The organism is Acuticoccus sp. MNP-M23 (genome assembly GCF_031195445.1).
Classification (GTDB): Bacteria; Pseudomonadota; Alphaproteobacteria; order Rhizobiales; family Amorphaceae; genus Acuticoccus.
Genome location: NZ_CP133480.1, coordinates 1,117,018 through 1,130,449 on the forward strand (window position 1 = coordinate 1,117,018; position 13,432 = coordinate 1,130,449).

15 protein-coding genes are annotated in these 13,432 nt (G+C 66.1%); 3 read left to right on the forward strand and 12 right to left on the reverse strand.

Annotated features, from left to right (window positions below):
• Nucleotides 1-2: 2 nt before the first annotated feature.
• The 3 genes from RDV64_RS05280 to RDV64_RS05290 are packed head-to-tail and all read left to right on the forward strand — an operon-like array spanning nt 3 to nt 2,607.
• Nucleotides 3-788 (forward strand): Asp/Glu racemase, encoded by a 786-nt coding sequence (locus RDV64_RS05280; protein ID WP_309198230.1) that lies wholly within the window; start codon nt 3-5, stop codon nt 786-788.
• Nucleotides 785-1,333: a TRAP transporter small permease gene (locus tag RDV64_RS05285; RefSeq protein WP_309198231.1), complete on the forward strand. Its 549-nt coding sequence runs from the start codon at nt 785-787 to the stop codon at nt 1,331-1,333. The genes RDV64_RS05280 and RDV64_RS05285 overlap by 4 nt, the downstream gene beginning before the upstream one ends.
• Nucleotides 1,330-2,607: a TRAP transporter large permease gene (locus RDV64_RS05290; protein ID WP_309198232.1), complete on the forward strand. Its 1,278-nt coding sequence runs from the start codon at nt 1,330-1,332 to the stop codon at nt 2,605-2,607. Before RDV64_RS05285 ends, RDV64_RS05290 begins: the two co-directional genes overlap by 4 nt.
• Before the next feature lie 17 nt (nt 2,608-2,624).
• Here the strand turns inward: RDV64_RS05290 and RDV64_RS05295 are convergent, their stop codons facing one another.
• The 12 genes from RDV64_RS05295 to RDV64_RS05350 form a co-directional block, all read right to left on the reverse strand.
• Nucleotides 2,625-3,713 (reverse strand): mandelate racemase/muconate lactonizing enzyme family protein, encoded by a 1,089-nt coding sequence (locus tag RDV64_RS05295; protein WP_309198233.1) that lies wholly within the window; start codon nt 3,711-3,713, stop codon nt 2,625-2,627.
• A 54-nt stretch (nt 3,714-3,767) separates the two neighbouring features.
• The gene (argE, locus tag RDV64_RS05300; RefSeq protein WP_309198234.1) at nt 3,768-4,955 is read right to left on the reverse strand and encodes an acetylornithine deacetylase; all 1,188 of its coding nucleotides are present in this window, start codon (nt 4,953-4,955) and stop codon (nt 3,768-3,770) included.
• A gap of 3 nt (nt 4,956-4,958) precedes the next feature.
• Complete coding sequence (locus RDV64_RS05305; protein ID WP_309198235.1) at nt 4,959-5,885, reverse strand: LysR family transcriptional regulator; 927 nt, start codon at nt 5,883-5,885, stop codon at nt 4,959-4,961.
• A gap of 52 nt (nt 5,886-5,937) precedes the next feature.
• Entirely contained in the window at nt 5,938-6,612 is a 675-nt protein-coding gene (locus tag RDV64_RS05310; protein ID WP_309198236.1) for a DUF1028 domain-containing protein, read from the reverse strand.
• 55 nt (nt 6,613-6,667) lie between these two features.
• Nucleotides 6,668-7,084 carry a RidA family protein gene (locus RDV64_RS05315; protein WP_309198237.1) on the reverse strand — a complete coding sequence of 139 codons (417 nt, stop codon included), beginning with the start codon at nt 7,082-7,084 and terminating at the stop codon, nt 6,668-6,670.
• A 33-nt stretch (nt 7,085-7,117) separates the two neighbouring features.
• Complete coding sequence (locus RDV64_RS05320) at nt 7,118-8,104, reverse strand: NAD(P)H-quinone oxidoreductase (RefSeq protein WP_309198238.1); 987 nt, start codon at nt 8,102-8,104, stop codon at nt 7,118-7,120.
• Nucleotides 8,101-9,225, reverse strand: a complete 1,125-nt coding sequence (locus tag RDV64_RS05325; RefSeq protein WP_309198239.1) for an ABC transporter ATP-binding protein — start codon at nt 9,223-9,225, stop codon at nt 8,101-8,103. The genes RDV64_RS05320 and RDV64_RS05325 overlap by 4 nt, the downstream gene beginning before the upstream one ends.
• The gene (locus RDV64_RS05330) at nt 9,215-10,024 is read right to left on the reverse strand and encodes an ABC transporter permease (protein ID WP_309198240.1); all 810 of its coding nucleotides are present in this window, start codon (nt 10,022-10,024) and stop codon (nt 9,215-9,217) included. Before RDV64_RS05330 ends, RDV64_RS05325 begins: the two co-directional genes overlap by 11 nt.
• Before the next feature lies 1 nt (nt 10,025).
• Nucleotides 10,026-10,877 (reverse strand): ABC transporter permease, encoded by an 852-nt coding sequence (locus RDV64_RS05335; RefSeq protein WP_309198241.1) that lies wholly within the window; start codon nt 10,875-10,877, stop codon nt 10,026-10,028.
• A gap of 67 nt (nt 10,878-10,944) precedes the next feature.
• On the reverse strand, nt 10,945-11,970 hold the full coding sequence (locus RDV64_RS05340; protein WP_309198242.1) for an ABC transporter substrate-binding protein: 1,026 nt from the start codon (nt 11,968-11,970) through the stop codon (nt 10,945-10,947).
• A 72-nt stretch (nt 11,971-12,042) separates the two neighbouring features.
• Complete coding sequence (locus tag RDV64_RS05345) at nt 12,043-12,978, reverse strand: glyoxylate/hydroxypyruvate reductase A (RefSeq protein ID WP_309198243.1); 936 nt, start codon at nt 12,976-12,978, stop codon at nt 12,043-12,045.
• Nucleotides 12,975-13,421, reverse strand: coding sequence for a type II 3-dehydroquinate dehydratase (locus RDV64_RS05350; RefSeq protein WP_309198244.1), 447 nt, complete (start codon nt 13,419-13,421; stop codon nt 12,975-12,977). The genes RDV64_RS05345 and RDV64_RS05350 overlap by 4 nt, the downstream gene beginning before the upstream one ends.
• Nucleotides 13,422-13,432: the final 11 nt, after the last annotated feature.

Genomic DNA, 13,432 nt, shown 5'->3' on the forward strand with positions numbered 1-13,432 from the left:
AGATGGCATTCGAGCGAGGCGTAGATCCCGCACGCCTCATGCCCGACGGGTGGGGGGACAAGGGCCGGATCGGGCTCGTCTACCTCCACTCGTCCGTGGTGATGGAAAACGAGATGTGGGCGATGGCGGCACCCGGCGTGTCGGTCCACACCTCCCGCATTCGCATCGGCAAGATCAACGTGCACGACATTGGCGCGATGGTGGAATCGCCTGAGTTCGAGACCAGCATCCGTCTTGTGGCGGGCGCGCCGGTCGATGTCGTGCTGTTCGGCGGCACCAGCGCGTCCTTCCTCCACGGCAACGCCTGGGACGAAGCGACGACGGCGCGGATGCAGGGCTGGTCCGGCGGCACCCCGGCGCTGACGACGGCAACCGCCTGCGTTCGCGCGCTGGAATCGCTTGGCATCGGCAAGGTCGCGCTTGCAACGCCCTATGTCGAGGAAGTGCACGAGCGGTGCGCCGCATGGCTCGGCGCCAACGGCCATCCGGTGACCGACGGGCGCTTCCTGTCGATCACCGAAGACCAGGCGCTGGCGGAAGTCCCGCTCGACGACATCTGGGAGCTTTGCAAGGCCGTCGACACGCCGGATGCGGACGCGGTGTTCATTTCCTGCACCAACTTCCGCTCCATCGCGCTCATCAAGGCGCTGGAGGAGGAGCTGGGCAAACCGGTCATCTCGGCCATCCAGGCGTCGATGTGGGGCGCTTTGAACGTGATGGGCGTAGCCGGCGCACGGCCCGGCTACGGGCGGCTGATGGCGGACGTCGAGGCGGAGTCCGAATTGTGACGAAGGGGTCCTCCTACGACGACATCGCGCGCGAGGTCGCCCACGTCGGCGAGGGGGACCATGTGGAGCGCCCCGCTTTGCCGGGGCCTCTGGCATTCGTCGACAAAGTGGTGGAAGTGGCCGGTGTTCTCGCTCTCGGCCTCATCGTCGGGCTCGTCCTCATCAACGCGTGCGGGCGCTATCTCTTCTCTCGTCCGCTGGTGTGGACGGAAGAGATTGTCGCGACGTTGCTCATCTGGGTTGTGATGATCGGTGCCTATCTGGCGCTGGAGCGCGGGCAGATGATCGCTTCCACCGCGTTTCTGGAAAAATTCGCGCCGCCCGTTCGCAAGACGATCGTGGTCGCGTCCAACGCGCTGGCGGCCGTGACGTTCGCGTTCATCGCAAACGTGGGCTGGCAATATTTCGGCCTCTTCGGCACCGACAAAACGCCCTATTTCGGCTTTCCCAAAGGCGTCTACATTGCAGCGCTCCCGCTGGCTGCGGCGGCCATGGCGCTGGTTGCCATCGGGGTCGCCGTTTTCAAGATCCGCAGGTTCCGATGATCCTTGCGGGCCTTGCCATGGCACTCCTGTGCCTCCTCGTGATCGTCGGCGTTCCGCTGGTGGTCTCGCTCGCCTCCATCACCGCCGGTTACTTCCTCATCACGGGCGCATGGCAGCTGGCCTTCGCGCAGCAGACCATCCAGGCGATCGACGATTTTGTCCTCCTCGCCCTGCCGCTGTTCGTGCTCGCCGGTGCGATCATGAATGTCGGCGGCATCACGGCGCGGCTCTTCACCTTCGCGGCGGCGCTGGTCGGCCATTTCCGCGGGGGCCTTGCGCACGTCAACGTGGCGACCAGCGTTCTTTTCGGCGGGATGATCGGCACCTCGGTCGCCGATCTGGCGGGCACCGGCTCGGTCATCATTCCCTCCATGAAGGAGCGCGGCTATCCGCCCGCATTTGCGGCAGCGCTGTCGGCGTCCTCCTCCGGCATCGGCCCGCTACTGCCGCCAAGTTCGCCGATGATCCTTTATTCGGCCGTCACCGGGGTCTCGCTCTCCTCGCTCTTTCTGGCCGGTGTGGTGCCGGGACTGCTCCTTGCCCTCGTCTTCATGGGCGTGGTGGCGGTGATGGCCCGCGGCGGCCGCTTCGAGCGCGGCGCACCGTTCGAGATCCGGACCGCGCTGCGGGCGGGGCGGTCTGCAATCCCGCCGCTCGGCATGCCGGCGATCATCCTGTCCGGGCTCGTCCTCGGCGTGTTCACGCCGTCGGAGGCCGGAGCATTCGCCGTCGCCTACGGGATCATCCTCGCCGGCCCGCTCTACCGCCAGCTCACCTTCGCGCGGCTTTACAAGGCAGCTGTCGACACGGTCATCCTGACGGGCGAGATCATGCTGGTGGTCGGAATCTCGGCAGCCCTCGGCTGGGCGCTGTCGCTTGCCAAGGTGCCGGCCGAACTCACCGCCCTGATCGATACCGCAAATATCGCAGACAGCCCGTTCCTGACGCTGTGTGCGCTCCTTCTCGTCGCGCTGATTGCGGGCATGTTCCTCGATCCGCTGATCCCGGTGATCGTGCCGATCCTCCTGCCGACGCTGATCGCGCTGGATGTGGATCTTCTCCACTTCGGCATTCTCATCGTGGTCACGGTGGTGATCGGCCAGGTGACGCCGCCCGTTGCGCTCTCCCTGGTGGTGGCGGCGAAGATCGCCAGGGTGGACGTGATGTCCGCCCTGCGGGCCAACACGCCCTTCCTCGTTGCCACCATCGCGCTGCTTCTGCTGCTTGCCGCTCAGCCCGGCTTCGCACTCTGGCTCCCCCGCGTCCTCGACTGACGCGGGGGGAATTGCTCCTAGATCAGCGTGCCGCGCAGCACGTCCGCATCGAGGGTCACGCCAAAACCGGGACCGTCGGGCAGGGCCGATCGCCCGCCTTCAACGCGCGGCGCTTCGGTGAAGAGCTGGCGCTCCAGATGAAGCGTGCCGAGATGGACCTCGGCAAGGGTTGCACCCGGAAACGCCGTCATGTGGTGGAGGCAATAGATGCCCCCGCCGCCTGCATCCGACAGCGGCCGCTCGTTGACGTTGGCGAGCGCCGCGACGCGCTGCGTCTCGCTCATCCCGCCATTGTACATGCTGTTGGGCATGTAGAGGTCGAGTGCGTCGTGCTCGGCAAACTCGCGGAAGCGGCGCGCGTGGCCATCCATCTGGCCCGCGCCGACGGCAATGCCGGTCGCAGCGCGCAGCCGGCCGAGATCGCGCGCGTCGTTGTTGAAGACGGGATCCTCGAACCAGGCGATGGGTTCGCCATCCAGCATCTGGCACAGGCGAAGTGCGGTGGCGTAGGAGAACTTCTCGTTGGCGTCGATCGCGATGCCGACGCCCTCGCCCACCGCCGCCCGGATCGCACGGATGCGCGCGACGTCCTCGGCAAGTCCGTCCTTGTGCCCCACCACCATCTTGATGGTCCCGTACCCTTCCCCCACCATCGCCTTGCAGAGCGCCGCCTGCTCGTCACGATCAAGGTTCGGGAAGCCGCAGGTAACGTAGGCGGGTGCATCGTCGGCGAAGCCGCCGAAGAGGTCCGAGACCCGCGCGCCAAGCGCCTTGCCGGTAATATCCCAGAGCGCCAGATCGATGCACGACAGCGCCGCGCGGTTGACGCCATTGGCGATGCCGCGCTCTGAGACGAGCGGCATCAGGCGGCCCGTCACCATGGCCGGCCGGCACGGGTCGAGGCCGACAATGGCCGGGCCGAGGTGGCTTTGGATCGCCGCCGCCACGGCCGCAGGCAGAAAGCGCGCCGTCATCCCGGTGCCTGTGAGGCCAGTGTCGGTGGAAATCGTGCAGATCACGCGCACCTCGGACGGGCCCGGCCGATCCACCACCGGCAGCACAGTGTCAAAACGGTGCGTGCTGACCGAAACGTCGGTAATCTTCATGGGTGGTTCTCCAAGGTGTTGGATTTTCAGCCGGACGCAGGCGTCTTGCCCGGTTCAGGAGGCGAGGGCCGGTGTTCCGCCCTCTTCCAGGGCATCGGTGATTGCAAAGAGGAGCCTCTCGCACTCGGCAAGCTGGTCCACGCTGACAAACTCGTCCGGCTTGTGGCCCTGCGCCATGTGACCCGGACCGCAAACCAGCACCGGGACGTCCAGCGCCTCCTGAAACAGGCCGCCCTCGGTCCCGAAAGCGACCTTGATGAGGGGATCGTTGCGCCCCAGGAGCGATTGCAGGAGCGCCACCGCGGGGCTGTCTGCCGCGGTTTGGAGGCCGGGATAGCCGGAGACCGCCTCGACCTCGATCCGCGCATCCGCAAAGCGGTTGCGGTGGGGCGCTGCGACGGCTTCGGCGTCTTCAAAAATGCCGGCGAGGATCGCGTCGGGATCTTCGGCGGCAACGTTGCGGATCTCGAATTCGAGATCGCAGCGGTTGGGGACGATGTTGAGCGCGGTACCGCCGTGCATGATCCCGACGTGGACGGTCGAGTAAGGGATGTCATACGCATCGTCGCGCGCGCCGGTGGCCTTGAGCTGGTCCTGCCGGTCCTGAAGGCGCGCGATGAACGCTGCTCCCAGATGAAGCGCGTTGAGCGCGTCGGGCGCCATGGCCGAATGGCCTTCCTGCCCGTGACAACAGGCCCGCAGGGCGCGCTTGCCCTTGTGGCCGTTGGCAATGCGCATCCCCGTCGGCTCGCCGATGATGCAAAGCGCCGGATGCTCGGGCCGGGTGCCAAGCACGTCGAGCATCCCGCGCACACCGAGGCAGCCGATTTCCTCATCATAGGAAATCGCCAGATGAAGCGGCAGGGCGAGCGGCCGTGACGCTGCACGGAGCATCGCGTGGATCGCCACCGCCAGAAAGCCCTTCATGTCGGCGGTGCCGCGACCGAACAGCCTGTCCCCCTCCGCACGGAGCGCGAAGGGATCGCCGGTCCAGTCCTGTCCCTCGACGGGGACAACATCGCAATGGCCGGAGAGAACCACCCCGCCCGATCCCGCGGGGCCGAGACTGGCCCACAGGTTGGCGCGGGTGCCATCTTCGCTGTGGAACCGCTCCAGTCGAACGCCGGCTGGGGCGAGCAAGCCCTCCACCATGCCCAGAAGCGCAAGGTTCGACTGGCGCGAGATGGTGGGGAACGCCACGAGGCGGGCGAGAATGTCGGCAACGTCGGGGATCGGGGGCATGGTTCAGCTCACGAGGCCGGGGAGTTTGCCGGCGTCGGCGGCTTCATGGCAGTGGTCGATGAAGGCCTGGATCGTGCGCGAGACGTGCGCGGCGCGCGCCATCGCAATGCCGAGCCGAAGCGGCGGCACGTCGGTTGTCAGCGGGATGAATTTCAGCGGTTTGCCGTCCATCGACGATTGAGAGACCGTGCGCATGTTCGATATGCCAAAGCCGAACCCGTTGGCGACCAGGCTGCGCTGGATGGAGATTCCGCCGGTGCGTTCGGCAATCCGCGGGCGGCGCCCGAGGGTCCGGAACAGCGACAGGAAATAGTCGGCGCTGTGCGGCAGGTCGAGCAGGACCATGGCGTGATCGGTCAGGTCCTCGACAGTCACCTGTTTGCGCCCGGCGAGCGGATGCGCCTCGTCGACCATCACGAAGGGCGGCAGCGACTGAAGCGGCTGAAAGTCGATGTCGCTGGTCAGCGACAGATCATAGGTGAGCGCAAGGTCGATCCGGGCCGATCCCAGTGCCTCGAAGATCTGCGCCTGATCCAGCTCCACCTGGGCGAAATCGACGTCGGCGTATTTTTCCTCAAAACTGCGGCGCAGCTGCGGCACCATCAGCTGGACGAACGTGCGCATGCAGCCAACCCGCAGCGAACCGCGGACGCTGCCGGTGTAGATGTTCGCCATGTCGTTGAGCGCGGCGGCCGCCTTCAGAACCTCGCGCGCCTGTTCGAGGAACCGCTCTCCGGTGGGGGTCAGGACCGAGCCCTGCGAGTGCCGCCGGGTGAAAAGCTGGACCCCGAACCCGGCTTCGAGCTGCGCAATGGCCGATGACATGGAAGGCGCCGTCACGTTCACCTTGTCGGACGCCAGAGCGATGCTGCCGGCCTCACCGACGGCGATGAAATATTCCAGTTGTCGCAACGTGAACCTGAGGGGCATGGAGCGACCTTGAGCCGGATGGGCGGTGGAGCCGAGCGCCTGCACAGATTAGTCACTGGTCGCCGGGAACGCCATAGGACGGGGCCTCCCGCGGATCGAGCGCGCGCGTGACGTAGGCGTCCATCTGCGGCTCGTAGACGGTCCATGCCGCAGCAAGGGCCGCAATCGGGCAGTCCTGCGTCCAGTCGATCCGCAATTCCGCCAGCGGCCAGCTCTGCTTGTCGACCAACAGGAGACCGGCCGAATGGACCGGCCCGGCCTCGCCGCCAGCGTCCAGCCCCGCCTGAAGCGCCCCGAGAAGGCGCGCCCCGAGGTGGCCCTTCGCCGATCCGAAATGCTGAACCATCTTTTCCGGCACCGCGGCGTCGGCCAGAAGGTTGCCGGCCGCGGCGCAGTCCTGCCCCTCCGTTTCGGACCACAGGCCAAGCACGTTGCCGCCGGAGTAGATCGCGCTCTCTCCCGTGCGGCCTACGGCAAGGACCTGCCTGTAGGCCATGTGCTGGCCGCTCCGCTCGATGATCGCCAGCGCTTCGGACGGGCTTGCGCCGCGCTCCATCAGGTCGAGCGCATGGGGGCCGAGGCGCGGGTCGGTGACGTTCTGCGTTGCCACCGCGCCAACGCCCGCACGGGCGAACGAACAACGCGCCGCCACCGCAGGCGACGAAGACGAGATAGCGACGCCGAACATGCCGGTGTCGGTGCAGTGGCCGATGATGGAAAACGTCATGAGAACTCCCGGGAGGATTGCGGTCTGCGCCGCCTTGTCAGGTGCGGTGGGGGGATCAGTCGGGGATCACGGCGGTGGCGTCGATCTCGACCAGCCATTCCGGCCGCGCCAGCGCGACCACCACGAGACCGGTGCAGACCGGGTGCACGCCTTTGATGTATTCGCCCATCGTGCGGTAGACCGCCTCGCGGTGGCGAACGTCCGTGAGGTAGACCACAAGCTTGGTGACATGCTCCATCTGTCCGCCGCATTCCTCGACCAGCTGGCGGATGTTGCGCATCACCTTGTGGGTCTGCTCGACCGGGTCGTTGCCCGTGATGTTTTCCGCCGTATCGAGATCCTGCGGGCACTGGCCGCGCAGGAAGATGGTGGTGCCGCCTCTGGCGACCACGGCCTGCGCCAGATCGTTGTCGAGTTTTTGCTCCGGGTAGGTGTCGCGGGTGTTGAACTTGCGGTGACGGAGATGCGCCATGGATCGACTTTCGTGTGAAATGGAGGGGCCGGTTCAGGCGATGAGGGCGATCTTGCCGAGATTGCGCCCGCTCTCCAGCAACGTGTGTGCGGCGGCGGCACCCGCCAGCGGGAAGGTTTCGGACATCACCGGACGCACCTTGCCGGGGCCGATCAGCGGCAGCAGGTGCGACCGCACGTCTGTCGCAATTGCGGCCTTTTCGGCATCGCTCTTCGGGCGCAGCGTGGACGAACTCAGCCACAGGCCCTTGCGCATCAGAAGGCCGAGATCCACCGGCGCGACCATGCCCGTCATGAAAGCAAGGCCGATGTGACGGCCGCCGGGGGCCATACAGGCGAGATGCCGGTTGATTGCGTCACCGCCGAGGATGTCGAGCACCACGTCGACGCCGCGCTCATCGGTCAGCCGCATCACTTCGGCGGCAATGTCGGCCTCGCGGTAGTCGATGGCGTCAACACCCATCGCTTCGAGCGCAGCGCATTTTTCCGGCCCGCCCGCGGTGACGATGACCTTCGCGCCCCTGGCGAGGGCCAGTTGCAAGGCAAGGGTGCCGATGCCGCTGGCACCGCCTTCGATCAGGACGCGATCACCGGCGCCAAGGCGGCCGCGATCGAAAAGGTTGTGCCAGATGGTGAAGAGGCCTTCGGGCAGGACCGCCGCCTCGGTGAGGCTGATCCCGTCTGGCACCGGCAGGCACTGGTCGGCCTTGGCAACCACCGCTTCGGCATAGCCGCCGCACTTCACCAGCGCCATGACCGTGCTGCCAACCGTGAGCCCGCCAGCGCCCTCCCCCACCGCCTCGACGTGACCCGCGACTTCGAGGCCGAGGATGTCGGAGGCATCGGCCGGCGCCGGCAGGGCGCCTGCGCGCTGCATGACGTCGGGGCGGTTCACCCCCGCTGCGGCGACGCGGATCAGCACTTCGCCGGGACCGGGCGCGGGCAACGGACGCTCGACCACGCTCAGGACCTCGGGTCCACCGGCGGAGGCGGCGATGACGGCCTTCATGGTCTGGCTCATGCGGCGTCTCCTTCGGGGGCGAAGATGGCTGCGCCGTTTTCGGGCAGGTGGATGCCGACGGACGTACCGGCTGCAAGCGCCTCGCTGGCGGGAACACGCAGCATGACGCGGCCTTCCTCGGCAGCCGCACATTCCAGATGAAGCTCGGCGTAACTCCCCTGGTAGACCGACAGCGCCACGGTCGCGGGGACGGCGCCGCCCTCACCTGCCGCAGTCAGGCGGCATTGCTCGGGGCGGACGAAGAGCGTCACGGGACCGGCGGCGGGAAGATCGTTCTGGTAGGGCGTGAAACCGTAGGACGTACCGCCGACGTCCACGGCCACCGCGGTTCCGGCGGCAGGCTGGCGTGTCGCCCGAAACATGTTGGCGTCGCCGACGAACTGCGAGACGAAGTGGCTTTGCGGGTGGTCGTAGATTTCGCTCGGCGTGCCGATCTGGCGGATCTGGCCACGCGACATCACCGCAATCCTGTCCGACAGGCTGAGCGCCTCGCTCTGGTCGTGGGTCACGAAAACGGTGGTGAGGCCGAGGCGGGACTGGATCTCCTTCAGCTCCACCTGCATCGCGGTGCGCAGGTTGCGGTCGAGCGCGGAGAACGGTTCGTCCAGCAACAGCACGCGCGGGCGGATCACCAGTGCACGCGCCAGCGCAACGCGCTGCTGCTGCCCGCCCGAAAGCTGTTTCGGCCGGCGGTCCGCAAAATCCTGCAGCTTGACCAGCGCCAGCGCCTCGCGCACCCGTTCGGCGGTTTCAGCGCGCGGAACCCGTCGCGTCCTGAGGCCGTAGGCGACGTTCTGCGCCACGTTCATGTGCGGGAAGAGCGCATAGTTCTGGAACACGATGCCGATCTCGCGGCGGTGCGGCGGCACCTGCGTGACCAGCTCATCGCCGATGAAAAGCTCGCCCCGATCAGCCTCCAGAAAGCCCGAAATCAGGTTGAGGAGCGTCGTCTTCCCGCAGCCCGACGGGCCGAGCAGCGTCAGGAACTCGCCGCGGCGGATCTTCAGCCACACCGGTTCGAGCGCCACCGCGCCGGAAAACGACTTCGCGACGCCGTCGATCTTGACGGCGGGCGACTCCTCGGATGCTTGCGGCATCTCGTGCGCGATTTCACTCGACATTGAGAACCTTTTCGAGGCGGAAGAATTTGTGGACGACAATGAGCGTTGCGGCGACCACAACGACGTAGAGGACGGACACTGCCGCCAGCGTCGGGTCGGCGTATTCGCGCACGTAATTGTACATGGCGACCGGCAGCGTCTGGGTGCTCTGGTTCACCACGAAGAGCGATGCGGTGAACTCGTTGAACGACAGGATCGCGGCGAACATTCCGCCCGAGACGAGCCCCGGCAAAAGAAGCGGCAGCGTGATGGTGAACAAGATGTGCCGCGGCGTGCCGCCGAGGCTTTCGGCGGCATACTCGAACCGGCGATCGAAGTTGCGCAGCGAGACATAAACCGAGCGCACCACGAACGGCAGCACGATGATGACGTGAACCGTCACCACCAGCCAGAGCGAGCGCGGCAGGGACGCTGCGGCCGACAGGATCAGAAGCCCAAGTCCGATGGTGAAGTTGGGGATGATGAGCGGCGACATCAGCACGCCGTTGAGGAGGCCTTTCAGCGCGAAGTCGTAGCGGTCGAGCACATAGGCGAAGCCGGCACCCGCGACCAGTCCGATGGTCGCGCCGATGGCGGCAACCTTCAGCGAGTTGACGAAGCCCTCGGCGAAATCGCGATATTCGAAGACGTTGGCGTACCAGCGCAGCGACCAGTCCTTCGGCGGAAAGGACAAGATGGCGCTGTCGTTGAAGGACGCGATGGCGACCACCACGAACGGCAAGAGGACGAAGCCCAGGATTGCGGTGATCGCGATCCGGCCGGCCCAGTCGAGCACATGGTCGAGAAAGGTCTTTTTCACGTCAGTGGGCTCCGATCTTTTCGAGGCGATGGATGCCGGTGTTGAAAACGGTGAGCACGGCGACCGTGAACAGCAGCCCGACCAGCGACAGCGAGGCCGCGAGCGGGAAGTTGAACGAGGCAAAACCGACCTGGTAGACCATGGTCGATATGGTCTGCACCTTGCCGCCGCCGATCATCTGCGGCGTGGCAAAGGCCGAAAAGGTCCACGCGAACGCGGTCGAGGTCGCCGCCACGATGCCGGGGATCGAAAGCGGCAGCGTGACGGTGAGGAAGGTGCGGATGCGCCCGGCGCCAAGCGAGGTGGCGGCGCGTTCGAGGTTGCGGTCGATGTGAGAGAGCGCGGCGGCCAGCATCACCACCACAATCGGCAAGGTGAAGTGCACCAGCGCGATCACCACGCCCGTCACCGTGAACATGAAGCTGATCGGCCGGTCGATGAGGCCCACCGATGTCAGGACGGTGTTCACGAAACCGCGGTTCCCGAGCACGATCATCCACGAATAGGTGCGCACGATCTCGCCCAGAAAGAGCGGAGTGAGCGAAATCAGGAGGATGGCGCTGCGCAGCGTGGCGGACTTGGCACGGACCATCGCATAGGCCAGCGGGTAGCCGATGAGGAGCGTGAACAGCGCTGTCCAGAAGCAGAGCATCACCGTGGTGACGAAGGCCTGACCGTAGACCGCCTTCCACAGTGTCGTGAAATTTTCCAGCGTATAGCCGCCGGGGTCGAGTTCGCCCGCAATGTGGGCGCGCAGGCTGTACTGCACGATGGCGAGGAACGACGCCGCAATCGCCACCGCGATCAGGATCGACGGCGAGGCGAACCAGCCAAGGAAAGGGCGCTTCGACATCGCGTCGGGTGCTCCTGAAATTGCGGACGGGGTGTCCCGGCGGGGGTGCCGCCGGGACGGGTTGTGCTCAGTTGCCGGAGATCATGTTTTCCGTGAACCACTGGCGCCATTCGGCGGTCATCTTCGCGCGCAGCTCGTGCGGGATGATAAGGGTCTGGCTTTCCCACTGCTCGGGCGTCGTGAAGATGCCGGGCAGCGCCGCAAGCTCTGCCGGCAGCTCGACATTGGAGACAACCGGGCTGCCCTTCTTGATCTCGGCGATCCTGGCCTGGACCTCGGGGTCGAGCGCGGCGTTGAGGAACTTGTAGGCAAGCTCTTCCTTGTCGGTGCCGGTGGTGATGCCCATGGTGTCAACGCCGAGGACAGCGCCTTCCTTCGGGATCGCAAGCTGCACGTCGAGGCCCTGCGACTGCATGTAGTAGGCATTCATCGACAGGAGGATCTGCACCGGGGTCTCGCCGGTTGCCAGCAGCTGCTGCGAGTTGGCGTCGTTGGTGTAGAACGCCTTGAAGTTCGGCTTCAGCGCCAGGAGCTTGCCGGTCGCCTCTTTCCAGTTCTCGATGCTGACGCCATCGAGCTTGGCTGCAACGGCGATGATGTGCGACGGGTCGAAGTCGGGCGCTGCGATCATGTCCTTCAGCTCGGGCGACCACAGGTCGTTCCAGCTCTCGAAGGTGATGCCTTCGGGCACCATGTCCGGCAGGTAGCCGATGGTGTAGACGTAGGCCCAGGCGCCGATGTGCGAGGGGCTGATCTTGGCCTGCTCGACAAGGTTTGCGGCGTTCGGGATCTTCGACAGGTCGAGGTCTTCGAACAGCCCGTCATTGCGGTAGAGCCAGCCGATGTGGGACGTGGTGAAGGTCACGTCGCTTTCGGAGTTGTCGCGGCTCAGCTTGGCCTGGTTCAGCCGGTCGATGGTGCCGCCGGTGATGAACTCGACCTCGACGCCGGTGTCTTCGGTGAACTTCTTGCCGATGGTGTCGGCAATCAGGTCGCGGAAACTGCCGCCCCAGCTTGAGACGACGAGGGTTTCGGCGGATGCGGCCTGCGCAAGGAGCGTAAGCGCGGCAGCGGTAGCGAGGAGACGTTTCATTCGCAGTATCCTTCTGGTTGACGAGTTTGATGCGGCATTCCAGCGGCTTGCCGCCTGTGCGCCAGTCACGGCCTAGTAACCGCGCACCCGGGAGACCTGATTGATGACTTCGCCGCCGGTCTGAACGGCGCGGATGTTGGCGGCGATTTGCGGCGCGGCGCTTTTCGGCAGTGCGACCGAGGCGAGGTGCGGCGTGATCAGCACGCCGGGGAGCGTCCACAGCGGGCTGTCTGCGGGAAGCGGTTCGGCGGCGAAGACGTCGAGTGTTGCGCCGGAAAGGTGCCCCGACCGAAGCGCCTCCACGAGTGCCGGCTCGTCCACCACAGCGCCGCGCGACACGTTGACGAATGCGGCGCCCGGCTTCATCGCCGCGAAGGCCGCCTCGTCCATGAGGTTGCCGGTGCCGGATGTGAGCGGCAGCATGCAGACCACGATGTCGGCGATGGCGAGAAGCCCGCCGAGAGCATCGTCGCCGGTGTGGACCGTCACCCCTTCAAGATCTTTCGGCCGTGTCGCCCAGCCGTGGGTGTCGTAGCCCTGCCGCGCAATTTCGGTTGCGGCCAGCGCGCCGAGTTCGCCAAGGCCGAGGACTGCGACTGTGGTCTCGCTTGCGCCACGCGGGTGCTTGTAGGCCCACTCGCGCCGGGTCTGCGCCGCCTGGAAGTTCGGAATGTCGCGGGCATGGCGCAGAACCGAGAAGAGCACGAAGCCGGCCATCATCCGGCCCATCTCGGGGTCCGACAGGCGCGTGATCGGCACGTCGGGCAGATCGTCCCGCGCGACAAGCCGGTCCACCCCGGCGCCAAGGTTGATGACCAGCTCGAGGTTCCGGTAGCCGGCAAAGAACCCCGCAGGCGGCATCCACACCAGCGCAAAGCGAACCGCTTCGGGGTCGGTGACGGCCCCCGCCTTCTCGATCCGCACATGGTCGCCCAGATGCGGCAGAAGCGCGTCCCGCCAGACCTCGAACGGGTCCGGTTCGCTGTAGAAAACGAGCGTGTCCGTCATTGGGCGGGCTCGTCGATCAGTTCGCCCATTGCGGCGAGACCGAGGAGATAGCCCCTGAGGCCGAGGCCGGCGACCACGCCGGTTGCAGCCTTGGAGATGAATGAATGGTGGCGGAAGGGCTCGCGCTTCCAGATGTTGCTCATGTGGCACTCGATGATCGGGCCATCGAAGGAGAGCAGCGCATCGAGGATCGGGATCGAGGTGTAGGTCAGCCCCGCGGCGTTGATCAAAAGGCCGGCGCAGCTCTGCCGCGCCTCCTGGATCCAGTCGATCAGCACGCCTTCATGGTTCGACTGGCGAAAGTCGAGCGCAAAGCCAAGCTCGGCGGCGCGCGCAAGGCAGGCCGCCTCGATCTGGGGAAAGCTGTCGCTCCCGTAGGTGCCGCTGCGGTCGAGGCCATAAAGGTTGGCATTCGGACCGTTGAGGAACATGACCTGCTTCATGCAAGTGATCC